Below are 21,630 nucleotides of genomic sequence, written 5' to 3' on the forward strand. Positions count from 1 at the left end.
GAGTAAGCCATGAACCTCGCCGACGTGGTGGTTCCGTCGCAGCCCGCGCTGTCGGCGGACGGGAGCCGGATCGTCTACGTGCTGCGGACCATCGACACCGGTCACGACCGGAACGTCGATCAGCTGTGGCTGGCCGGCGCCGACGGGGGCACGCTGCGGCGGCTCACCCACGGCGTCACCGACGCCGCCCCGGCCTGGTCTCCCGACGGCACCCGGATCGCGTTCCTCCGCGACGGTCAGGTCGCGATTCTCGACGTCGAGGGTGGCGAACCCGAGGCGGTCACCGACCTGCCGCTGGGCGCCGGCGCGCCGCGCTGGAGCCCGGACGGCTCGCGGCTCGCGTTCACCGCTCCGGTCGACCCGTCCGGCGGCGGCCGGGGTCCGATGGTCTCCGACGGCCTCGACTACCAGGCCGACGGCGCCGGCCTGTACGGCCCGGTCCGGCGGCAGGCCTTCGTTCTCGATCCGGACGCCCGGCCGGCGCGGCAGGTCACCGACGGTCCGTACGACGTCGGGGCGGTGGCCTGGTCGCCGGACGGCACGACGCTGGCGTTCACCCGGAAGGACGGTGCCGACAGCGACCTGAGCCACCGCACACCGGTGTTCCTGCTGGACATCGACGACCCGCACGCGCGTCCCCGGGCCGTGGCGTTCACCGGCGGGGTGGCGGCCACGGTGGGCTGGGTGACCGACGGCTCGGCGCTGCTCGTCGTCGGCTGGGCCGGTGACCCGACCGGACATGCCCGCCTGTATCGCGTCCGCACGGGGGACGGCGAGGTCACCGACCTCACCGGGTCGCTGGACCGCAACGTGATGCCGGGTGGGCCGGCGTACCCCGGCGGTCTGCCGGTCGAGGCCGGCGGCCGGGTGTACTTCTGCCTGCGCGAGCACGGATGCAGCCATCTGTGGTCGGTCGCGATCGACGGCGGGGACGCCCGGCCGGTCGTCGGCGGGCCGGGGCGCGTGGTGTCCGGGCTGTCGGTCGGCGGCGGGCGGGCCGCGATCACGGTGGCCACCGGGACGTCGTTCGGCGAGGTCGCGATCGTGGACCTGGCCGTCGGTACTACCGGCACGGTGGACACGCTGACCGTGCTGACCGGGCACGGAGCCCCGGAGCTGCACGCCCGCGAGGAGCGGTGGTTCACGATCTCCGACGGCACCCGGGTGCAGGCCTGGCTCCTGCGCGACCCGGCGCGGAGCGGGCCGCGGCCGCTGCTGCTCGACATCCACGGCGGTCCGCACAACGCCTGGAACGCGGCCGCGGACGAGATGCACCTCTACCACCAGGAGCTGGTCGACCGCGGCTGGGTCGTGCTGCTGGTCAACCCGCGCGGCAGCGACGGCTACGGCGAGGCGTTCTACGACGGCGCCCACGGCCGGTGGGGCGTCGCGGACGCGGCCGACTTCCTCGAGCCGCTCGACGAACTCGTCGCCGAGGGGCTCGCCGACCCGGACCGGCTCGCGGTCTCGGGCTACAGCTACGGCGGGTTCATGACCTGCTGGCTGACCGGCCACGACGACCGGTTCGCGGCAGCGGTGGCCGGCGGGACGGTGAGCGACCTGGTGAGCATCAGCGGCTCCAGCGACGACGCCCACTTCCTCAGTGCGTTCGAGCTCGGCGGCCTGCTCTGGGAGAAGCCGGCCGAGTACGCGGCGATGTCACCGCTGACCCACGTGGCCGACGTCCGCACGCCGACGCTGGTGCTGCACGGCGCCGAGGACCGGACCTGCCCGGTCGGCCAGGCCCAGCAGTGGCACACCGCGCTGCGGCAGCTGGGCGTGCCGACCCGGCTGGTCGTGTATCCGGAGGCCTCGCACGCGTTCATCCTGCTCGGGCCACCGTCGCAGCGGATCGATTACAACCGGCGGGTCGTCGACTGGCTCGAAGAGCACACCGGCCGGGCACGGATCGACGCGTCGCACTGGCAGGAGCGGCTGACCTCGCTGGCCGTCCGGCACAAGGTGCCGGGCGCGCAGCTCGGCCTCCTGCGGGCCGACGAACTGGTCGAGCTGGCCCACGGGGTGCTGCACACCGGGACCGGAGCGCCGGTCCGTACCGACTCGCTGTTCCAGATCGGCTCGATCACGAAGGTCTGGACCGCCACCGTCGCGATGATCCTGGTCGACGAGGGGCTGCTCACGCTCGACACCCCGGTCGCCGAGGTGCTGCCGGAGCTGCGGCTCGCCGACCCGGACGTGACCAAGGCGGTCACCGTGCGGCACCTGCTCACCCACACCAGCGGCATCGACGGCGACGTGTTCACCGACACCGGCCGTGGTGACGACTGCGTCGAGAAGTACGTCGAGGCCCTCGGCGAGGTCGGTCAGAACCATCCGCTGGGCGTCACGTTCTCGTACTGCAACGCCGGTTACACGCTGCTGGGCCGGGTGATCGAGAAGATCACCGGTCAGACGTGGGACCAGGCGTTGCGCTCACGCCTGTTCACGCCGCTCGGGCTCGCGAGCACCGGGACGCTGCCGGAGGAGGCGCTGCTCCACTCGACCGCGGTCGGTCACCAGGACGGCGAGCCGGTCGGGACCTGGATGCTGCCGCGCGCGCTCGGACCCGCGGGGCTGATCAACTCCACGGCCGCCGACGTGCTGGCCTTCGCCCGGGCGCACCTGACCGGCGGGCTGCTGACCGCACAGAGCGCGGCCGCGATGGCGGCGTTCCAGGCCGACCTGCCCGACAAGCAGGTGCTCGGTGACTCGTGGGGCCTCGGCTGGATCCGGTTCGACTGGGACTCCCACCGCCTGATCGGCCACGACGGCACCACGCTGGGTCAGGCCGCGTTCCTGCGGATCCTGCCCGAGCAGGGGCTGGCCGTCGTCCTGCTCACCAACGGCGGGAACGCCCGTGACCTCTACGAGGACCTGTTCCGGGAGATCTTCGCCGAGGTCGCCGGGGTGACGGTGCCGCGTCCGTTCGCACCGCCGCCGGAGCCGTACGACGGGGACGTGACGCCGTTCGCCGGTACCTACGAGCGGGCCGGCGTCCGGATGGAGGTGGCGAGCAACCCGCCCCGGCTGCGCACGACGATCACCGGGCCGCTCGCCGAGCTGGAGCCGGACACGGTGCACGAGTACGCGATGGTGCCGGCCGGGCCGGCGGTCTTCGCGGTGAAACCGCCGGAGGCGGAGAACTGGATCCCGGTGACGTTCTACGCGCTCCCGACCGGCGAGCCGTACCTGCACTTCGGGGTTCGAGCCACACCGAAGGTGGGCTGATGACCGACCTGCGGGACATGCTCGCGGACGCGCGGGCGCTGATCGAGTGCGAGTCGCCCTCCGGCGACCGGGCCGCGGTCGCCCGGTCGGCCGAGGTCGTCGCCGAGGTCGGTACCGGCATCCTGGGCGTCGCCCCGGAGCGGATCGACGGGGTCCATCTGCGGTGGCGGCTCGGCCCGGGCCCGTCGCGGGTGCTGCTGCTCGGTCACCACGACACGGTCTGGCCGCTCGGGACGCTCGACGACCGGCCGTACGCGGTGGACGGCGGGATCCTGCGTGGCCCGGGCTGTTTCGACATGAAGGTCGGGCTGGTGATGGCGTTGCACGCGGCTGCCGGGCTGGACGGCGTCACGCTGCTGGTCACCGGCGACGAGGAGCTCGGGTCGCCGGGCTCGCGCGAGCTGATCGAGCGGGAGGCCAGGGCGGCGGAGGCGGCGCTGGTGCTGGAGGCGTCCGCCGACGGTGGCGCGCTGAAGTGCGAGCGGAAGGGCACCTCGCTCTACGACGTGCGGGTGATCGGCCGGGCCGCGCACGCCGGGCTGGAGCCCGAGCGCGGAGTGAACGCGACGATCGAGCTCGCCCGCCAGGTGCTGGCGGTCAGCGCGCTGGGCGGCGCGGGGACCACGGTGACGCCGACTGTGGCGCGGGCAGGCGTCACGACGAACACCGTGCCGGCCGAGGGATCGTTCGCGGTGGACGTCCGGGTGGAGACCCGGGCGGAACAGGAGCGGGTCGACCGGGCCATGCGCGCGCTGGGCGCGGTCGACCCGGGTGCGCGCGTCGAGGTGACCGGAGGTCGGAACCGGCCGCCGCTCGACGCGTCGGCGTCGGACTCGCTCTATGCTCTGGCCTGCCGGATCGCCGTCGGGCAGGGGCTGGCCGAGCCGGGGCGCGCCGCGGTCGGTGGCGCGTCCGACGGGAACTTCACCGCCGGGGTCGGCACGCCGACGCTCGACGGTCTCGGCGCGGTCGGTGGTGGCGCGCACGCGGCCGACGAGCACGTCGTGGTGGAGCACATCGGGCCACGGACCGCGCTGCTGCGCGCGCTGGTCTCGCACCTGGGGGCGGGGGGCTCGTGATCGGCGTCGACAACGCGGCGGAAGCCGCGGCGCTGAAGGCCGGAGTCGTCGTGCGTGAGTTGACCGACATGGACCGGATCACCCGCGCGGTGGCGCTGCTCGCGGACATCTGGGGACGCTCGTCGAACCCGCCGGTGACCGCGGAGCTGCTGCGTGCCTTCTCGAAGGCGGGCAACTACGTGGCCGGTGCGTTCGAGGGAGAGCGGCTGGTCGGTGCGTGCGTGGCGTTCTTCCACGAGCCGGCGGGCAGCGCGCTGCACAGCCACATCGCCGGAGTGGCCGCCGACGCCGCCGGGCGCGGTGTCGGCTTCGCGCTGAAGTTGCACCAGCGGGCGTGGGCGCTGCAGCGCGACGTCGCCGACATCGTCTGGACGTTCGACCCGCTGGTGGCCCGCAACGCCTACTTCAACCTGGGGAAGCTGGGGGCGCGGCCGGCCGAGTACCTGCCGAACTTCTACGGGCCGATGTCGGACGCGTTCAACGGGAACGAGGAATCCGATCGGTTGCTGGTGCGGTGGAGGCTCCGGGAGTACGGGAACTCCACCGGCCCGGTGGCGGCCGGTGCGGTTCCGGTGCTGAGCGTCGGCGCCGACGCCGGTCCGGTGGCCGGCCGGCCCGAGGGCCCGATCGGCCTGGTCGCCGTGCCCCGGGACATCGGCGCGATGCGGGCGAGCGACCCCGCGCTGGCCCAGCGGTGGCGGGTCGCCGTGCGGGAGGCCCTCACCGGGGTCAGCATCGAAGGCTTCGACCCGTCCGGTTACTACGTGGTACGGAGGGAATCGTGAAATTCGCCGGGATCGTGTTGCGACGGATCGTGATGCCGCTGGTGGCGCCGTTCCGGACGTCGTTCGGCGTCGAGACGACCCGCGACGTCCTGCTCGTGGGCGCGGTGGCCGAGGACGCCGAGGGCTGGGGCGAATGCGTGGCGATGACGAGCCCGCGCTACTCGTCCGAGTACGTCGACGCGGCGGCGGACGTGCTGCGCCGGTTCTTCGTGCCCGCGGTGCTGTCCGGCCCGGTCTCGGCGGTCTCGGTGGCGGAGTCGCTCGCGCCGTTCAAGGGGCACCAGATGGCCAGGGCGGCGCTCGAGACGGCGATCCTGGACGCCGAGCTGCGTGCGTCGGGCCGGTCGTTCGGGCGGGAGCTCGGAGCGGTGCGCTCGCGGGTGCCGTGCGGGGTCTCGGTCGGCATCATGGACAGCATCCCGCAGCTGCTCGACGCCGTCGGCGGCTACCTCGACGAGGGTTACGTCCGCATCAAGCTCAAGATCGAACCGGGCTGGGACGTCGAGCCGGTCCGGGCCGTCCGGGAGCGCTACGGCGACGACGTGCTGCTCCAGGTGGACGCGAACACGGCCTACACGCTGGGCGACGCCAGGCACCTGGCCCGGCTCGACCCGTTCGACCTGCTGCTGATCGAGCAGCCGCTCGACGAGGACGACCTCCTCGGGCACGCGGCGCTGGCCCGGCAGATCCGCACCCCGGTGTGCCTGGACGAATCGATCACGTCGGCCAGGGCCGCCGCGGCCGCGATCCGCCTGGACGCCTGCCAGATCGTCAACATCAAGCCGGGACGGGTCGGCGGCTACCTCGAAGCGCGCCGGATCCACGACGTCTGCGTGGCGCACGGCGTCCCGGTCTGGTGCGGCGGGATGCTGGAAACCGGGCTCGGCCGGGCCGCCAACGTGGCGCTCGCGGCGCTGCCCGGGTTCACGCTGCCCGGCGACACCTCGGGATCGGGGCGTTACTACGCCGCCGACATCACCGAGCCGTTCGTCCTCCGCGACGGTCACCTCGACGTGCCGGTCGGGCCCGGACTAGGGGTGACGCCGATTCCGGACCGGCTCGACGAGGTGACGGTTTCGACCGAGTGGCTCCCGGCGTGACGTTACGGTGAGCCGGTGCGGGTGAGGCCTCGTGTGAACCTCGGGCGCGTCGTCGACGACCTCGGCGTGACGCTGCTCGAACACGCCCACGGGGACGTCGACCGGCCCGACGAGATCAGCGCGGTAGTTTTCCACGACCCGTCCGACCAGCCGGTGCTGCCCGCGCACGCGCTGGTGCTGGGCATCGGGGTGGACGACCCGGGTGCGCTGGCCGCGCTCCTCGTCGCGCTCGGGCAGCAGAACGCCGCCGCGCTCGTCGTCCGGGCGCCGGTGCCGCTCACCGACGAGGTGCGGGCCGCGGTCGACTCGGCCGGGGTCGCCGTGCTCGGGCTGCGCCGGGGCGCCACCTGGAACCACCTCAGCGACCTGCTGCGCTCGCTGCTCGCCCCGGGCGCCGATGCCGGACCGGCCGACGAGACGCTGCTCGGCGGGCTGCCCGCCGGTGACCTCTTCGCGGTCGCCAACGCGATCGCGTCGCTGCTGGACGCGCCGGTCACGATCGAGGACCGCAACTCCCGGGTGCTGGCCTTCTCCGGACGGCAGGACGAGGCCGATTCGTCCCGGGTCGACACGATCCTGGGCCGGCAGGTGCCCGAGAGCTACGCGCGAGTCCTGCACGAGCGGGGGGTGTTCCGGGAGCTGCTCCGCGGCGACCGGCCGATCTTCATCGAGCCGATCCCCGACCGGATCAACGGTTTCCTCAAGCCGCGCGTCGCGATCCGGGTGCGCGCGGGCGACGAGGTGCTCGGGTCGATCTGGGCCGCGGTGCCCGGGCCGCTGAGCGACGAGCGCAGCGCGGCGTTGGGCGAGGCGGCCAACCTGGTCGCCCTGCACATGCTGCGGGTCCGGGCCGGTGCCGACGTGCAGCGGCGGATGCGGGCCGATCTGCTGAACGCTGCGCTGGGGGGCGGCGCGGGCGCACACGAGGCCCTCGAGCGGCTCGGCCTGTCGAGCCAGCCGCTGCTGGTGCTCGGGGTCGCGCTCGACGAACGCGCCGATGCCGACAGTGCGAGCGTGATCCAGGACCGGCAGGGACTCAGCGACGCGTTCGCGCTGCACCTGCACGCGGTGCACCCGCGGGCCGTCGCCGCGGCGATCGGCGCGGTCACCTACGGCCTGCTGCCGCTGACCGGCACTCCCGACCGGGCGGTGCGGATCCTCCAGGGGTTCCAGGACCGGCTGGGTGGCCGGCTCCCGTCGATCGCCGCCGTGGGGCCGGTGGCGCGGGGGCTGTCGGACGTCGCCCGCAGCCGCACCAGCGTCGACCGGGTGCTGCGGGTGCTGCGCGACGGGCGTCCGCACCGGCGGATCGGCCGCTTCGACGAGCTCCAGGGCGAAGCACTGGTCTCCGAGCTGCGGGACCTCGCCGCGGCGCGCGGCGAGAAACCGGCCGGGGCGCTGGCCCGCCTGGTGGAGTACGACGTCCTGCACCGCGGCAACCTCGTGCAGACGCTGCGCGCCTGGCTGGACGCTTTCGGCGACGCGGTGCTGGCCGCCGAGTCGATCGGCGTCCACCAGAACACGTTCCGGTACCGGTTGCGACGCGTTTCCGACGTCGGGCAGTGCGATCTCGGCGACCCCGACCAGCGGTTCGGACTCATGGTGCAGCTGCGGGCGCTCCGCCCGGAGTAGCCGGCTCCTCACCCTCGGCAGGACCGTCCATACGCCGACGATAGGCACCTGCTCGTACGTTGGAGAGCATGCGTGTACTGGTCGTCGAGGACGAGCCCTACATGGCCGAGGCGATCCGGGACGGGCTGCGGCTCGAAGCGATCGCCGCCGACCTCGCCGGCGACGGCGACACCGCGCTCGAGTTGCTGGGCATCAACACGTACGACATCGCCGTCCTCGACCGGGACGTCCCCGGGCCGTCCGGCGACGAGATCGCCGCCCGCATCGTCGCGTCCGGCAGTGGCATGCCGATCCTGATGCTCACCGCCGCCGACCGGCTGGACGACAAGACCTCCGGCTTCGAGCTCGGCGCCGACGACTACCTCACCAAGCCGTTCGCGCTGCGGGAGCTCGTGCTCCGGCTCCGTGCGCTCGACCGCAGGCGCGCCCACAGCCGACCGCCGGTGCGCGAGATCGCCGGCCTGCGGCTGGACCCGTTCCGCCGCGAGGTCTATCGCGACGGCCGCTACGTCGCGCTCACCCGCAAGCAGTTCGCCGTGCTCGAGGTCCTCGTCGCGGCCGAGGGCGGGGTGATCAGCGCCGAGGAACTCCTGGAACGGGCCTGGGACGCCCACACCGACCCCTTCACCAACGCCGTCCGCATCACGGTCTCCGCCCTGCGCAAACGGCTCGGCGAGCCCGGGCTGATCGCCACCGTCCCCGGCGTCGGCTACCGCATCGAGGGTCAGCAGCGTGAGTAGACCGGCCGGGTTGAGCGTCCGGCTGCGGCTCACGCTCAGCTACGCCGGTTTCCTGATGCTGGCCGGCGTCCTGCTGCTCGCGGTCGTCTGGGTGTTCCTCCTGCGTTACGTCCCCGACCCGCCGCGCGACCTGCCGTTTCCCGGTATCCGCATCATCGGCCCCAGCCGTCACGACCTCCTGGTCGCGTTCGCTCCCCGGGCAGCCGAGATGCTGGCCTTCCTGCTGGTGTTCGGTCTGCTCGGAGGCTGGTTCCTGGCCGGCCGCATGCTCGCTCCGCTGTCCCGGATCACGGACGCGACGCACCGGGCCGCGACCGGATCCTTGTCGCACCGGATCGCGCTGGAAGGACGGCACGACGAGTTCCGCGAACTCGCCGACAACTTCGACGCGATGCTCGCCCGGCTCGAGGCCCACGTCGCCGGGCAGCAGCGGTTCGCGGCCAACGCGTCGCACGAGTTGCGTACTCCGCTGGCGATCACCCGGACGCTGCTCGACGTCGCCCGCGACGACCCCGGCCGCGACGACCACGAGCTCGACGACCGTCTCCGGGCCGTCAACGCCAGGGCGATCGAGCTCACCGAGGCGCTGCTCCTGCTCAGCCGGGCCGACCAGCGCTCGTTCGAACCCGAGCGGGTCGACCTGTCGCTGGTCGCGGAGGAAGCCACCGAGACGCTTCTTCCGCTGGCCGAGAAACACGGCGTCGCGATCGAGACCGGCGGGGACGTCACGCTCGCCGTCGGCTCGCACGCACTCCTCCTGCAGCTGACGACGAACCTCCTGCACAACGCGATCGTCCACAACCTGCCGGAGCACGGCACCGTGCGGGTCACCACCACGATCGGCCCGGACGCGGCCGTGCTCGCGGTCGAGAACACCGGCGAGACGCTCGATCCCGGGCTGATCCCGACGCTCACCGAGCCGTTCCAGCGCGGCACCCAGCGCGTCCGCAGCGACCAGGCCGGTGTCGGGCTCGGCCTGGCGATCGTCCGGAGCATCACCCAGGCCCACGACGGACTCCTCACGCTCACCCCGCGGACGGGCGGCGGACTCTGCGTCGAGGTGCGGCTGCCGGTCACCCCGCTGCACTGGCGCGACTACGTGATGGGGAAGTCGAAATAGGTGTGGGGATACGGTTCGTCCCTCAACGTGTAGTGCCACCACTCGCACGCGTAGGGGCTGAACCCGGCACGTTCCATGAACGAACACAGGTGATCGCGGTTGATCGCCGCCTCCGGAGCGATGCCCTCCGCCCCGTGATGCGAGACCGCGTCCATCAGGTCGTGGTCACCGCCCATCGGCGCGAGTTCGCCGGTCGCCAGGCAATAGAGCGTCAGGTCGACCGTGCTGCCCCGGCTGTGGCCGGACTTCGCGGCCACGTAACCCTGCGCGAACATCGCGGCGCGATCGATGTTCGGGTAGTGGCGGCGTTTCGTCCGGCCGTCCTCCGGCTGCTCCGCCCAGCGCCGGAAACCGTCGACGGCGCGCTGCGGGCGATAGCCGTCCCAGAGCAGCAGGCCGAAACCGGCGGACTCGGCCAGTTCGCGCGCCCGCTCCAGGGCCGCGCACAACGCCTGCGTGCCGACGATACGATTGGCCCGGTATCCCTCCAGCGGTTTGCCGGTGAAGTTGTCCCAGGTGGCGTATTTCGAATCCCAGCGGATTCCGCCGACGTGCTCGTCCACGAAGACGAAGCCGTCGTTCATCGGAGCTTCCCCGTCAGCGCCAGTGTCACCAGCAGATCGATCACCTCGGACAGGGGCAGCCCGGCCGCCGCCATCATCCGCGGATAGCGGCTGTACGAGGTCATCCCGGGTAACGTGTTGACCTCGTTGAGCATCACCGACCCGTCCTCGAGCAGGAACAGGTCCACCCGCGACAGTCCCCGGCATCCCAGCGCGCGATGGAGGGTCCGAGCGGTCTCCTGGACGAGCGAGCGCGCCTCGGAACCGATGTCGGCCGGCACGACGAACGTCGAGTTCTCGGACCCGGTTTCCGGCGAGCCCTCTTGATGGATCCGGAAGAAGCCGTGGGAGAGTGCGACGCGGTCGATCTCTCCGACGATCAGGTCCAGGTCGTTCCCCAGCACCGCGCAGCCGACCTCACTGCCGACGACGGCCTCCTCGATCAACACCTTCGTGTCGTACTGCCGTGCGGTTTCCACCGCCGTCGTCAGATCGTCCGTCCCGGTCACCTTGCTGACGCCGAACGAGGACCCGGACCGGGCCGGCTTCACGAACACCGGGTACGTGAACGACTCGGCGTCGACGCCGTCGGCCGCCGTCACGATCCGGAAGCCCGGCGTGGCGATTCCCGCGCTCCGGGCGACCAGGTAGGTCAGCGACTTGTCCATGCACAGCGCGGAACTCGGGACGTCGCAGCCGACGTAGGGGACGCCGGAGAGCTCGAACAGGCCCTGCATCGCCCCGTCCTCGCCGGACCGGCCGTGCAGGACGGGCAGCAGCACGTCGAGCCGAATCGTCTCGTACTTCCCCTGGTCCAGTACGAGCAGCCCGTGGACGCCCGGGTCGGGCGACAACATCGCCGGGCGGCCGGCCGACAGGTCGGGACCGTCGCAGAGTCTCCAGGCCCCGTCCGTCGTGATGCCGACGTAGAACGGCTCGTACTTCCCGGCGTCGAGGTGGCCGGCGATCTCGCGGGCCGACTTGATCGAGACGGGATGCTCCTCGGACGCGCCACCGAAGAAAATTCCGATCTTCACCCTATCCATGCCGTTTCCCGTTCTCGAATTCCACGCAGTTGAGGAGACTGTTCTCCACGGTGTCGCGCAGGCTGTGGTCGGTGTAATAGGCGGTGTGCGGAGTCACCACCACGTTCGGCATTTCCTGTAACCGCAGCAAAGGCTTGTTGTCGAGCGGCGTCGTGCGGCAGTCGGCGTAAAAGATTCCTTCCTCGCCTTCGACGACGTCCAGGGCCGCCCCGCTCAATCGGCCGCTGTCGAGTGCGGCCACCAGCGCCTCGGTGTCGACGAGCCCGCCGCGTCCGGTATTGACGAGAAACGCGCCGGGCTTCATCACGGCGACGCGCCGTCGGTTCAGCAGGTGGTGGGTTTCCGCGGTGAGCGGCAGATGGAGCGTGACGACGTCGCTGTGCCGGAGCAGTTCCGCCAGCGGGACCGGGTCCGCGGCCTCCTTGTCGTAGGTCAGGATCCGGCTCCCGAAGCCCCGCAACCGGTCGATCACCGCGCGGCCGATCCGCCCGGTGCCCACGACCCCGACGGTCAGGTCACGCAGCTCTTTCCCGCGTGTCTCGTTCAGCCGGTAGTCGTGCACCTCCGCGCGACGGACGAGGGAGCCGGCGCCCCGCAGAGCCATCAGCATCAGCATCAGCGTGTAGTCGGCCACGCTGTCCGGCGAATAGGCCACGGTGCCGACACGCATTCCGAGGCCGGCCGCGTAGGCCACGTCGAGGTGGTCGTCGCCGATGCTCCGGGTCGACACGTACTCCACACCGGCCCGGCCGAGCGCCCGCAGGGTGGCATTCGTGATCGGTGTCTTGTGGCCGACGCTGACGCATCGGCCTCCGGATGCCAGCTCGCTATTCGCGTCGGAAACCGGTGCCTCGACGATTGTCGCCGACACGTCGAAGCGGGGCGCCATTTCCCGGAACGCCGCTGCCTCGTCCGGCTCGCATCCGTAGATCGTTATCCGCATGCCCCCAGTCAAGGGTCCGCGGTGTTGTCAGCCCGTACGCAATTCTCGATACGCGAGCGATAGGCGCCCGCTAGCCCCGCAAGTAGCGGGTGATCATGGCGACCAATTCGTTCTCCACCGCCTCGATCGAGAGGTTCCGCGGATCGGCCATCAGTTTGTGGACGTTCAGCTCCACCGTGGTCAGGATCAGCTCGGCGGCGGTGTCGAGGTCGCGCACGCCGACGTCCGGATGCCGGGCGAGCAGGTCGCGCAGCTGAGCGACGCGTAGCTTTCCGTGCCGGTCGATCGTGTCGAGCAGCTCCTTCGAGAGCGGCGCCTCCTCGATCATGATCCGCAGCAGCTGGGGATCGTCCTGGTGGTTGTCGATCGCGTCGCGGATCAACGCCCGGGCCGTCGGTTCCAGGCTGCCGGGCGACAGGTCGAGCTGCGCGGCGCCCCGCCACGCGCCGCGGTCGATGTGCCGGATGAGCAGCTCCGCGAGCACCGCGTCCTTGTTCGGGAAGTACTGGTACAGCGAGCCGATCGAGATGCGGGCCCGCTCGGCGATGCGGTTGGTGGTGCCGGCGGCGTAGCCGTGCTCGACGAAAACGTGAGCAGCGGCGGCCAGGATCCGCTCGCGGGTGAGCTCCGCGCGCACCTGCTGAGGCCTGCGACGTGGCTGAAGTCGACGGTCGGCCGACGGCATCCTGTTCCTCCCCGGGGGCGTCAAAAGCGAGTAGTCGAGAGCTGAGCTATCGTTCACAATAGTGCTGTGAGCAGCGATAACAAGATATTTTCCCGACTGACGACAGTGGACGAGGTCGAAGCGGTCGTCGGTCGTCCGCTGCCGGTGATCACGCTCAAGCAGATCAGCGCGCTCGATGAGGGGTGCCGCACGGTCCTCGCCCGGTGCCCGGTCGCCGCGTTCGGCCACCGGGACGCCGGCGGCACCAGCCGGACCACGTTCGTCGGCGGCCGGCCGGGCTTCGCCCGCGTCCACTCACCGACGCGGATCTCGTTCCCGTGGCCCGGGCCCGGTGAGCCGCACGGCGGCGTCTCGCTGTTCTTCCTTCTGCCGGGCGTCGGAGAGGTACTGCGGATCAACGGCGTGGCGGCCGGCCGCGACCGCGGTGAGACGACCGTCGACGTCGTGGAGGCGTACGTGCACTGCGCCCAGGCGATTCTCCGGTCCCGCCTGTGGCAGCCGCCCGCCCCGGCCGGGCCGGGCGCGGACGTCCCCGGCGACGGCCCGCTGCGCGCTCCCGGGGTAGCCGATTTCCTCGCCTCCGCGCCGTTCCTCGCACTGTCGACCTGGGACGCGTCCGGCGGGAGCGACACGAGCCCGCGCGGCGACCGGCAGACCGTGGCACGGATCCTGGACGGCCGCACGCTCGTCCTGCCGGACCGCAAGGGCAACAAGCGCGCCGACACGCTCCACAACCTGCTGCGGGACGACCGGCTGTCGTTCGCCGCGCTCGTCCCCGGGCGCAGCGGTGTCCTGCACGTCCGCGGACGCGGCGCGATCACCGTCGATCCGGCGCTGCTGGACGCGATGGCACTGCACGGGAAGCCCCCGCACGCGGCCCTGCTCATCGACGTCGAGCACGCCGAGGTGGCGGCCAACGACGCGGTGGCGCGCTCGCGGCTGTGGACGCCCGGCGCGCACGTCGCGCGCGGCGCGGTGCCCGACCTGATGGCGCTGGGCGGCGAGCATCTCGCGGCCACGCTGGCCGAGACCAGGGGCGGCCCGTCCGCGTTCCTGCTCCGGGTCGTCGGGTCGATCCCCGGCCTGACCCGGTTGCTGCGGCTGGCGATGAACAGCGCCTACCGCTCCGGGCTGCACAAAGAGGGCTACGACGACGTCCGGACCGGCCGGCCGCGTGCGACCGGCGCGGCCACCGAACAGCACGCGGCCCGGGAGGTGCGTATCGCCGAGATCCGGCGGGAGACTCCCAGCACGGTCACGCTCGTCCTCGAGGACGCGGACCCGTTCGACTTCCGGCCCGGCCAGTTCTTCACGCTCGTGGCCGACATCGACGGCCGCCCGGTGCGACGGGCCTACTCGGCCGCGTCCGGGCCCGGGTCGTCCCGGCTGGAGCTCACGGTCAAGCACGTCGAGGGCGGCCGGTTCTCCGGGCACGTCCACCGGAACCTCCGCGTGGGCGACCGGCTCGGGGTGCGCGGCCCGTCCGGGTCGTTCCACACCGGAGACCGGGCTCCGGACGAGCTCGTGCTGATCGCCGCGGGCAGCGGCGTCACGCCGATGATGAGCATGATCCGCGCGGCGCTGTCCGCCTCGCCGGACGCGGGCCGGATCGCGCTGCTCTACAGCAGCCGCAGCGCAGAGGAGATCATCTTCGGCGGCGAGCTGACCCACCTGGCGGCGAACCACCCCGGCCGCCTGTCGGTGACCCACGTCCTCACCGGCGCCGAGGGCCGGCTCACCGCGGACGGCGTCCGCCGGTGGGTCACCGGCCTGTCCCCGTCCGCCGACGCCCACTACTACGTCTGCGGTCCCGACGGTCTGGGCGACGCCGTGCGCGGCGTCCTGAACGGGCTGGACGTCCCGGGCGAGCGGGTGCACAGCGAGCGTTACACCAGCGGGGCGGGCGCGACGGCCGCGACCACCGTGCCGCAGACGATGATCGTCGAGGACCACGGGCAGCCGGTCGGCACGGTGATCGTCGAACCGGGTCAGACGCTGCTCGACGCCGGCCTCGCGGCGGGACTGGACCTGCCGTTCTCCTGCACGGTCGGGAACTGCGGCGACTGCCTGGTGCGGCTGCGCAGCGGAACCGTCGCCCAGCACGAGCCGAACTGCCGCACCCCCCGGCAGCAGGCCGACGGCTACGTGCTGACCTGCGTGGGCTCCCCGCTGTCCGACGTCACGCTCGACGTCGGCGAGCCCTGAGCCGGGAAACAGACGCTGATCCGCAGGCCCCCGTCCGGCCGCGGCTGAGCGAGCAACCGGGCCTGCTGCGCCCGGGCGATCGCCGCGACGATGGCCAGGCCGAGCCCGTGCCCGGCGGTCTGGTCGGTGCGATCGGTGCCGAGCCGCTGGAACGGCTGGAACAGCCGGTCGATCTCCTCGGCCGGCACCGGGGCACCGGTGTTGCTCACGGTCAGGCACCCGCCGGGCGAGACCGCGATCTCGACGCTCCCGCCCGGGACGTTGTGACGCACCGCGTTGTCGAGCAGGTTCGTGACGAGGCTGGCGGTCAGGCGGTCGTCGCCGGTCACCGGCGCCGGGGCGAGCGCGGTGTGGACCCGGATGCTTCCGGTGTCGCGTCCGGAGATCGCCTTCCGGGTGACGTCGGCCAGATCGAACGGACGCCGGTGCTCGATGCCCTGCTGTCCTCCGGCGAGCGTGAGCAGCGCGTCCAGCAGCTGTTCCTGCTGTCGGCCGAGGGCCAGCACTTCCTCGCAGGTGGACCGGAGCGCGCCGGCGGACGCGTCCGGGTCGGCCAGCGTGAGCTGGAGGAGGGTCCGCTGAACGGTCAGCGGGGTGCGGAGCTCGTGCGAGGCGTTGGCGACGAACTGCCGCTGCGCGGTGAACGCGTCGTCGAGCCGGCGCAGCAGGCCGTCGAACGTCGCCGCGAGTTCGCTGAACTCGCGGTAGCCGGCCGGGATCCGTACGCGGTGGTGGAGGTCGCTCGCGGACATCGTGCGCGCGGCGGCGGTGAGCGCCCGCAGGGGGCGCAGCGCCCGCCCGGCGAGCATCCGGCCGACCGCGAGCGAGACCGCGGCCAGCACGACCAGCGCGACGGCGGAGTACCGCAGCACGTCGGCGAGGTTGTCGCCGGTGCCGGCCCGCGCCGGTTCGCCCGGGCCCGGCACGGTGTGGCCGCCGACGTAGAGCGGCAGGTCGGCCAGGACCAGCAACAGCACACCGCCGGCGAACGTGAACCCGGCGTGGACGAGCGCGAGCCGGGTCCGCAGGCTTCTCACGACCCACCGATCCGGTAACCGCCCTCGCGCACGGTGTGGATGGCCGGTGGCCGCCCGAGCTTCGCGCGCAGCCGTCCGATCGTGGTCTTCACCGTGGTCGTGAACGGGTCGGCGGCCTCGTCCCAGACCCGTTCGAGCAGTTCCTCGGCCGGCACCACCCGGCCCCCGGCGGCCAGCAGGTACTCCAGGACCGCGAATTCCTTCGGGCTGAGGTCGAGCCGCCGTCCGGCGCGCGAGGCCACCCGCCGGCCGGGGTCGAGCGACAGGTCGCCGTCGTCCAGCACCGGTGGCAGCGCGGACGCGGTGCGGCGCCCGAGAGCCCGGACCCGGGCCACCAGCTCGGCGAAGTCGAACGGCTTGGGCAGGTAGTCGTCGGCGCCGAGACCGAGGCCCTCGACGCGGTCGCGGACCTTGGCCGCCGCAGTCAGCATCAGGACCCGGGCGGCCGATCCGCCGGCCACGATCCGCCGGCACACCTCGTCGCCGTGCATCCCGGGCAGGTCACGGTCGAGGACGACGACGTCGTAGCGGGTATCGGCCAGCCGTTCGAGCGCGGCCGTCCCGTCGAGCGCGGCGTCCACCGCCATCGCCTCCCGGCGCAGACCGGCCGTGATCAGCGTGTTCAACCTGCGGTGATCCTCCACCACCAGCACCCTCATGGGTCCACGATGCCAGCCGGGTGGTGACAGCCGGGTCTCAACGCCGCGCACCGGGCTGTCACCGGCGTCCCGGTAGAACTCCGGGCCATGATCGAAGTCGAAGCACTGCGGAAGCGGTACGGGGCCACGACGGCGCTGGACGGGATGACGTTCACGGCCGCTCCCGGCCGGGTCACCGGGTTCGTCGGGCCGAACGGGGCCGGGAAGTCCACCACGATGCGGATCGTCCTCGGCCTGCACACCGCCGACGCCGGGGTCGCGCTCGTCGGTGGCCGGCCCTACCGGTCGCTGACCCGGCCACTGCGGCACCTCGGCGCACTCCTGGACGCGTCCGCGCTGCACCCGGCCCGGTCCGGACGCGACCACCTGCGGTGGCTGGCGCACTCGCAGGGCCTGCGCAGCGCCCGGGTCGACGAGGTCGTGACGCTGGTGGGCCTGGGACCGGCCGCGCGCAGGCGGGCCGGCGGGTACTCGCTGGGCATGCGGCAGCGCCTCGGCATCGCGGCCGCGCTGCTGGGCGATCCGCCGGCGATCATGCTCGACGAGCCGTTCAACGGGATGGATCCCGACGGCATCATCTGGATGCGCGGTTTCCTGCGTTCGCTGGCCGCGCAGGGGCGGGCCGTGCTGGTGTCGAGCCACCTGATGACCGAACTGCAGGGCACGGCCGATCACGTGGTCGTCGTCGGCCGGGGCCGGGTTCTCGCGGACGGCAGTGTGGCCGGCCTGATCGCGACCGCGTCCGGAGACCGGGTACGGGTGCGGACCAGCGCGCCGGAACCGGCGGCCGCGGCGCTCACCGCCGCGGGGGCGCAGGTGTCGGGCGAGGACGTGCTCTCCGTGCGGGGCCTCGCCGCCGAACGGGTCGCCGAGGTGCTCACCGCGAATCGGCTGCCGTTCTCCGAACTCGCGCCGCACCGGGCCACGCTCGAGGAGGTGTACCTGGAGCTGACCCGGGACGCCGTGGAGTACGGCGCGGTGGCGCCGTGATCCTGCGGTCGGAGTGGACCAAGTTCCGGTCGGTCCGGGGATGGGTGATCGGCACCGCGGTCGCGGCGCTGCTGATCCTGGTGTTCCCGGTGACCGGGCTCGGCGGCGCCGGGTCGGAGAAGCCGCGGCCGATCCCGCTCGGGCCGGGCGGGGAACCGGTCGTCGACGCGTACTACTTCGTGCCTCGCCCGCTGGCCGGCGACGGGCGGATCACGGTGGAGGTGACCGCACTCGAGAGCCGCGCGCCGTGGGCGAAGGCCGGTCTGCTCGTCCGCGCGGGGACGCGGTACGCCGCGATTCTGCGCACCGCCGGGCACGGCGTGCGGATGCAGTACGACTACACCGGCGACGTCGCCGGACCCGACCCGGCGGCCCGGTGGCTGCGGCTCACCCGGTCCGGCGACACGGTCATCGGGGAGGCGTCGGCCGACGGCACCCACTGGGATCGGGTCGGTGCGGTGCGACTGCCCGGCCCGCTGCGGGCCGGGCTGTTCGTGGCCTGCCCGCAGCACGTCCACGGTGTGGGGACGGAGCCGGACGCGGCCACCGCGACGTTCGCCGGTGCCGGATCCGGGCCCTGGACCGGTGGGCAGCACGGAGCAGGCACGGCCACGTTCGCCGGGTACCCGCTCGGTGTCTCGGGCGGCTTCAGCGCCTCGGCCGGCCGGGTCACGGTGACCGGCGCCGGAGACCTCGCCCCGGCCACCCGTACGGACGTCGTCCCGGCGGCGTCGATAAACGATCTGCTCTTCGGGACGCTGCCCGCGCTGATCGTGGTCGTGGTCATCGCGACGCTGATGGCCACGACCGAGTACCGGTACGGGCTGATCCGCAGCACGCTGAGCGCGACCACGCGGCGCGGGCGGGTGTTGCTGGCCCGGGCCGCCGTGGCCGGTGGAGTCACGTTCGTGGCCGGTCTGGTGGGCGCGGCGCTCGCGGTGGCCATCTGGCCCGGCCTGGTGCGTGGCCTCGGCGTCTTCCTCTTCCCGGCGTCGTCGGGCGCCGTCGTGCGGGTCGCGGCCGGGACGGCCGCCGTGCTCGCGCTCGCGGCCGTCTTCGCGCTCGGCGTCGGGACGCTGCTGCGACGCTCTGCCGCCGCGGTGACGACGGTCGTGACGCTGACCGTGCTGCCGTACCTGCTGGCGCTGGTGCCGTTCACGCCGTTGCCGATGGCCGAGTGGCTGACCAGGGTCACGCCGGCCGCCGCGCTGGCCGTGCAGCAGACCGTCGTCCGGTCTCCGCAGGTCGACGGGCTCTACAACCCGGCCAACGGCTACTACCCGCTGTCGCCGTGGGCGGGTCTGGCCGTGCTGGGCGGCTACGCCGGGCTCGCGCTCGCGCTGGCCGCCGTCGCGCAGCGCCGGAGGGACGTGTGAGGGACGCCCTGCGCGCGGAGTGGACGAAGCTGTGCACGACGTGGGCGCCGGCGGGGCTGCTCCTGGCCGCGGTGGTCGCCACGGTGGCGCTGGGCGTCGCCCTCCACGGCACCGAGGGGTTCTACCTGGGACAGGCTCCGATCGCAGTACTCGGCGTGCTGACGGTCAGCGGCGAGTACGGCACGGCGCTGATCGGCGTCACGCTGGCGGCCATGCCGGACCGGCGGCTCCCGCTGGCGGCCAAGGCGCTGACGCTCACCGGGCCGGTGGCAGTGGCCGGTCTGGTCGCCCGCGGTCCGGTCGTCTACCTCGTCCTGATCGCCTGGCTCAGCGTCGGGGTCGCCGCGATCGTCCGCGACTCCGGCGTCGCGATCGGCGTCGTTCTCGGGCTGCTGTACCTGCCCCCGATCGTCAGCGCGACGGTGGCCGACCCGCACGTCCACCGTCTGATCGACCGGACCGCGCCGATGACGGGCGGCCTCGGCGCACTCGCCGCCTGGGCCGCCGCGGCCCTGCTCGTCGGCACGCTCGTCCTCGGCCGCCGGGAGGTCTGCTAGCCGGTCGTCGGGGAGGGCGGCCGGGGCCGGGCGGCGGTAGCGGTCCGGAGCAACTGTCCGACCAGTCCCCGCAGCTCTCGCAACGCGGCCGGGTCGTACCGTCGCCCGGCGGTGTCGACCACCTCGGTCACCCCGGCGAGCAGCTCCGCGGCCGTGACCGCGTCTCCGAGCTGAGCCAGCGCCTGTGCGGCGAGCCAGTCGCAGTACGGCCCCGGCGCTCCCGCCGTCCGCAGCTGCTCGACGAGTACCAGGCACACCTCGTCCATGCCGCCGGCCAGCACCAGCCGGGCCAGGAAGTCGGTGCCCTCGATCCACTGCGGTGTGCCCGGGAACTCCTCGCGCAGCACCTCGAACGTGTCCACGGCGTCCTGGTTGCGCCCCGCTCCGACCAGGCTGCGTCCGAGATCGAGCAGCGTGGTGGCCAGCACGCCGCGGTCGGCGGCCGGCCCGGCGGACAACAGCTCGTCCAGAGCCCGGTGGGCCAGGCCGACGTTGCGCTCGGACTTGGCCCGGCGGAGCTCCGGCGACGCGTACCCCTCGTGGGTGAACCGGATCGCGGCGCGCGGCGCGGCCGCGAGCCGGGAGGACCCCACCAGCCGCTCGTGCACCCGCCCCTGCCAGGCCACCGTCCCGGCGCGGTAGAGGCGCCCCTCGGCGTGCGTGTACGGCGACTCGTCGTGCGCGTTGTCGATCTCCACCCGCAGCACGTCGGCGTCGGTGGCCCGCAACAGCGCGCGCAGGGCGTCCGGGTCGCCGGTGTAGCGCTGATCGGCGTCGATCGCGAGCACCCAGCCGGCCGTGCAGCCGCGGTGCGCGTCGTTGCGGGCCGCGGCGAAGTCGTCGTCCCAGAGGCCCCGGCTGACGCTCGCGCCGAGCTGTTCGGCCAGCACCGGCGTGCCGTCGACCGAGCCGGTGTCGTGCACGTGCACGGTGTCGGCCACCCCGTCGAGCGACGCCAGACAGCCGGGCAGCGTCTCCTTCTCGTTCCGCACGATCAGGACGGCCGTCAGCAAACCGGTCATCCCCTGCTGTTCGGCCGCGGGAGCGCGGACCTGAACACTCGTGCCAGACTGACCGCATGACCGGCGCCCTCGACCGTGGCCTCGGCATCCTGCAGCTGGTCGCGCGACACCGGCGGCTGCCGGTGGCCGCCATCGCCGACGCGCTCGGCCTGAGCCGCGCCACCGCCTACCGGCTGGTCGAGCGCTTGCGTGACGAGGGCTGGCTGATCAGCGAGGGCCACGGCGGCCCGGTGCGCCTCGGCCCGGCCGCCGCCCAGCTCGCCGCCGCCGCGATCGAGTCGGTCAACCTCCGTGACGTCGCGATCCCGGTGCTGCGTGAGCTCGTCGCCGAGACGGGGGAGACCGCGAACCTCGCCGTGCCGAACGGCACCGAGATGGTGTTCGTCGCCCGCGAACAGCCGCTGCGGACGGTGAGCGTGGCCGCGCACCCCGGCTCGACCCGCCCGTTCCACAACACGTCGCTCGGCCGCGCGTACCTGATGGCGCTGCGCCCGGCCCAGCTGGACGAGCTCCGGGTCGCCGCCGATCTCGCGGTCACTCCCGAGCTGGCCGCGAAACTCGAGGAGATGCGCGAACGGGGCTGGTCCGAGGACCGGCGGGAGTTCGACCCGTCGAGCTGCTGCTGCGGCGCCCCGATCCGCGATCACACCGGCGAGCCGGTCGCTGCGCTCAGCGTCGCCGGGGTCGCCGAGCGGATGGATCCGAGGATCGACGAGGTCGGGCCCCGCGTCCGGGACGCGGCCGCCCGCATCTCGGCCAGCCTGGGCTTCCTCCCGCCGGTTCCGTCCGGGCGCCGGCAGAGTTAGAGTTCTCGAAAGAATGAGATCCTGTCTCATTAAATGAGATTTTGACGAAGGGCTCCG

19 protein-coding genes are annotated in these 21,630 nt (G+C 72.9%); 12 read left to right on the forward strand and 7 right to left on the reverse strand.

Annotated features, from left to right (window positions below; genetic code table 11):
- The first annotated feature begins 9 nt into the window (after positions 1-9).
- From ACIBZJ_RS09385 to ACIBZJ_RS09415, 7 genes are all read left to right on the forward strand, one after another.
- A complete protein-coding gene (locus ACIBZJ_RS09385; protein ID WP_395927373.1) occupies positions 10-3,228 on the forward strand; it encodes a serine hydrolase in 3,219 nt (1,072 codons plus the stop codon).
- Positions 3,228-4,307, forward strand: coding sequence for a M20/M25/M40 family metallo-hydrolase (locus tag ACIBZJ_RS09390; protein WP_395927375.1), 1,080 nt, complete (start codon positions 3,228-3,230; stop codon positions 4,305-4,307). Before ACIBZJ_RS09385 ends, ACIBZJ_RS09390 begins: the two co-directional genes overlap by 1 nt.
- Positions 4,304-5,092, forward strand: a complete 789-nt coding sequence (locus tag ACIBZJ_RS09395; RefSeq protein ID WP_395927377.1) for a GNAT family N-acetyltransferase — start codon at positions 4,304-4,306, stop codon at positions 5,090-5,092. The genes ACIBZJ_RS09390 and ACIBZJ_RS09395 overlap by 4 nt, the downstream gene beginning before the upstream one ends.
- 32 nt (positions 5,093-5,124) lie before the next feature.
- The gene (menC, locus tag ACIBZJ_RS09400) at positions 5,125-6,192 is read left to right on the forward strand and encodes an o-succinylbenzoate synthase (protein WP_395927771.1); all 1,068 of its coding nucleotides are present in this window, start codon (positions 5,125-5,127) and stop codon (positions 6,190-6,192) included.
- Positions 6,193-6,213: 21 nt separating this feature from the next.
- The gene (locus ACIBZJ_RS09405; RefSeq protein ID WP_395927379.1) at positions 6,214-7,824 is read left to right on the forward strand and encodes a PucR family transcriptional regulator; all 1,611 of its coding nucleotides are present in this window, start codon (positions 6,214-6,216) and stop codon (positions 7,822-7,824) included.
- Positions 7,825-7,892: 68 nt separating this feature from the next.
- Positions 7,893-8,564, forward strand: coding sequence for a response regulator transcription factor (locus tag ACIBZJ_RS09410; protein ID WP_395927381.1), 672 nt, complete (start codon positions 7,893-7,895; stop codon positions 8,562-8,564).
- Complete coding sequence (locus ACIBZJ_RS09415) at positions 8,557-9,684, forward strand: sensor histidine kinase (protein WP_395927383.1); 1,128 nt, start codon at positions 8,557-8,559, stop codon at positions 9,682-9,684. Before ACIBZJ_RS09410 ends, ACIBZJ_RS09415 begins: the two co-directional genes overlap by 8 nt.
- Here the strand turns inward: ACIBZJ_RS09415 and vanX are convergent.
- From vanX to ACIBZJ_RS09435, 4 genes are all read right to left on the reverse strand, one after another.
- On the reverse strand, positions 9,660-10,268 hold the full coding sequence (gene vanX, locus ACIBZJ_RS09420; RefSeq protein ID WP_395927385.1) for a D-Ala-D-Ala dipeptidase VanX: 609 nt from the start codon (positions 10,266-10,268) through the stop codon (positions 9,660-9,662). The two genes, ACIBZJ_RS09415 and vanX, sit on opposite strands and share 25 nt — an antisense overlap.
- Positions 10,265-11,293: a D-alanine--(R)-lactate ligase gene (gene vanA / locus ACIBZJ_RS09425; protein ID WP_395927387.1), complete on the reverse strand. Its 1,029-nt coding sequence runs from the start codon at positions 11,291-11,293 to the stop codon at positions 10,265-10,267. The genes vanX and vanA overlap by 4 nt, the downstream gene beginning before the upstream one ends.
- The gene (locus ACIBZJ_RS09430) at positions 11,286-12,236 is read right to left on the reverse strand and encodes a D-isomer specific 2-hydroxyacid dehydrogenase family protein (protein ID WP_395927389.1); all 951 of its coding nucleotides are present in this window, start codon (positions 12,234-12,236) and stop codon (positions 11,286-11,288) included. Before ACIBZJ_RS09430 ends, vanA begins: the two co-directional genes overlap by 8 nt.
- A gap of 70 nt (positions 12,237-12,306) precedes the next feature.
- Positions 12,307-12,921 carry a TetR/AcrR family transcriptional regulator gene (locus ACIBZJ_RS09435; protein WP_395927391.1) on the reverse strand — a complete coding sequence of 205 codons (615 nt, stop codon included), beginning with the start codon at positions 12,919-12,921 and terminating at the stop codon, positions 12,307-12,309.
- 105 nt (positions 12,922-13,026) lie between these two features.
- On the opposite strand from ACIBZJ_RS09435, the gene ACIBZJ_RS09440 reads away from it, so the two are divergent.
- Positions 13,027-15,126, forward strand: coding sequence for a 2Fe-2S iron-sulfur cluster-binding protein (locus ACIBZJ_RS09440; RefSeq protein WP_395927393.1), 2,100 nt, complete (start codon positions 13,027-13,029; stop codon positions 15,124-15,126).
- Here ACIBZJ_RS09440 and ACIBZJ_RS09445 read toward each other — a convergent pair.
- The gene (locus tag ACIBZJ_RS09445; RefSeq protein WP_395927395.1) at positions 15,063-16,163 is read right to left on the reverse strand and encodes a sensor histidine kinase; all 1,101 of its coding nucleotides are present in this window, start codon (positions 16,161-16,163) and stop codon (positions 15,063-15,065) included. The two genes, ACIBZJ_RS09440 and ACIBZJ_RS09445, sit on opposite strands and share 64 nt — an antisense overlap.
- A complete protein-coding gene (locus ACIBZJ_RS09450; RefSeq protein ID WP_395927397.1) occupies positions 16,160-16,822 on the reverse strand; it encodes a response regulator transcription factor in 663 nt (220 codons plus the stop codon). Before ACIBZJ_RS09450 ends, ACIBZJ_RS09445 begins: the two co-directional genes overlap by 4 nt.
- Before the next feature lie 87 nt (positions 16,823-16,909).
- Here ACIBZJ_RS09450 and ACIBZJ_RS09455 point away from each other — a divergent pair, with 87 nt between their 5' ends.
- From ACIBZJ_RS09455 to ACIBZJ_RS09465, 3 genes are read left to right on the forward strand one after another with little or no spacing between them, the layout of a single operon-like run.
- Positions 16,910-17,812: an ATP-binding cassette domain-containing protein gene (locus ACIBZJ_RS09455; protein ID WP_395927399.1), complete on the forward strand. Its 903-nt coding sequence runs from the start codon at positions 16,910-16,912 to the stop codon at positions 17,810-17,812.
- Positions 17,809-19,188: a hypothetical protein gene (locus ACIBZJ_RS09460; RefSeq protein ID WP_395927401.1), complete on the forward strand. Its 1,380-nt coding sequence runs from the start codon at positions 17,809-17,811 to the stop codon at positions 19,186-19,188. Before ACIBZJ_RS09455 ends, ACIBZJ_RS09460 begins: the two co-directional genes overlap by 4 nt.
- Positions 19,185-19,745 (forward strand): ABC transporter permease, encoded by a 561-nt coding sequence (locus ACIBZJ_RS09465; RefSeq protein WP_395927403.1) that lies wholly within the window; start codon positions 19,185-19,187, stop codon positions 19,743-19,745. Before ACIBZJ_RS09460 ends, ACIBZJ_RS09465 begins: the two co-directional genes overlap by 4 nt.
- Here ACIBZJ_RS09465 and ACIBZJ_RS09470 read toward each other — a convergent pair.
- Positions 19,742-20,767, reverse strand: a complete 1,026-nt coding sequence (locus ACIBZJ_RS09470; protein WP_395927405.1) for a glycosyltransferase — start codon at positions 20,765-20,767, stop codon at positions 19,742-19,744. The genes ACIBZJ_RS09465 and ACIBZJ_RS09470 overlap by 4 nt on opposite strands.
- A 56-nt stretch (positions 20,768-20,823) precedes the next feature.
- Between ACIBZJ_RS09470 and ACIBZJ_RS09475 the strand changes: the two genes are divergently transcribed.
- The gene (locus ACIBZJ_RS09475; RefSeq protein ID WP_395927407.1) at positions 20,824-21,573 is read left to right on the forward strand and encodes an IclR family transcriptional regulator; all 750 of its coding nucleotides are present in this window, start codon (positions 20,824-20,826) and stop codon (positions 21,571-21,573) included.
- Positions 21,574-21,630: the final 57 nt, after the last annotated feature.

The sequence above is a fragment of the Cryptosporangium sp. NPDC051539 genome (genome assembly GCF_044454545.1).
In the GTDB taxonomy this organism is placed as follows: Bacteria; Actinomycetota; Actinomycetes; order Mycobacteriales; family Cryptosporangiaceae; genus Cryptosporangium.

Excerpts from the sequence above, each read along its gene's own strand:
- ACIBZJ_RS09385 (WP_395927373.1), top strand. The coding sequence starts at position 10 with ATGAACCTCGCCGACGTGGTGGTTCCGTCGCAGCCCGCGCTGTCGGCG.
- ACIBZJ_RS09390 (WP_395927375.1), top strand. The coding sequence starts at position 3,228 with ATGACCGACCTGCGGGACATGCTCGCGGACGCGCGGGCGCTGATCGAG.
- menC (WP_395927771.1), top strand. The coding sequence starts at position 5,125 with ATGCCGCTGGTGGCGCCGTTCCGGACGTCGTTCGGCGTCGAGACGACC.
- ACIBZJ_RS09410 (WP_395927381.1), top strand. The coding sequence starts at position 7,893 with ATGCGTGTACTGGTCGTCGAGGACGAGCCCTACATGGCCGAGGCGATC.
- vanX (WP_395927385.1), bottom strand. The coding sequence starts at position 10,268 with ATGAACGACGGCTTCGTCTTCGTGGACGAGCACGTCGGCGGAATCCGC.
- vanA (WP_395927387.1), bottom strand. The coding sequence starts at position 11,293 with ATGGATAGGGTGAAGATCGGAATTTTCTTCGGTGGCGCGTCCGAGGAG.
- ACIBZJ_RS09430 (WP_395927389.1), bottom strand. The coding sequence starts at position 12,236 with ATGCGGATAACGATCTACGGATGCGAGCCGGACGAGGCAGCGGCGTTC.
- ACIBZJ_RS09435 (WP_395927391.1), bottom strand. The coding sequence starts at position 12,921 with ATGCCGTCGGCCGACCGTCGACTTCAGCCACGTCGCAGGCCTCAGCAG.
- ACIBZJ_RS09450 (WP_395927397.1), bottom strand. The coding sequence starts at position 16,822 with ATGAGGGTGCTGGTGGTGGAGGATCACCGCAGGTTGAACACGCTGATC.
- ACIBZJ_RS09455 (WP_395927399.1), top strand. The coding sequence starts at position 16,910 with ATGATCGAAGTCGAAGCACTGCGGAAGCGGTACGGGGCCACGACGGCG.
- ACIBZJ_RS09470 (WP_395927405.1), bottom strand. The coding sequence starts at position 20,767 with ATGACCGGTTTGCTGACGGCCGTCCTGATCGTGCGGAACGAGAAGGAG.
- ACIBZJ_RS09475 (WP_395927407.1), top strand. The coding sequence starts at position 20,824 with ATGACCGGCGCCCTCGACCGTGGCCTCGGCATCCTGCAGCTGGTCGCG.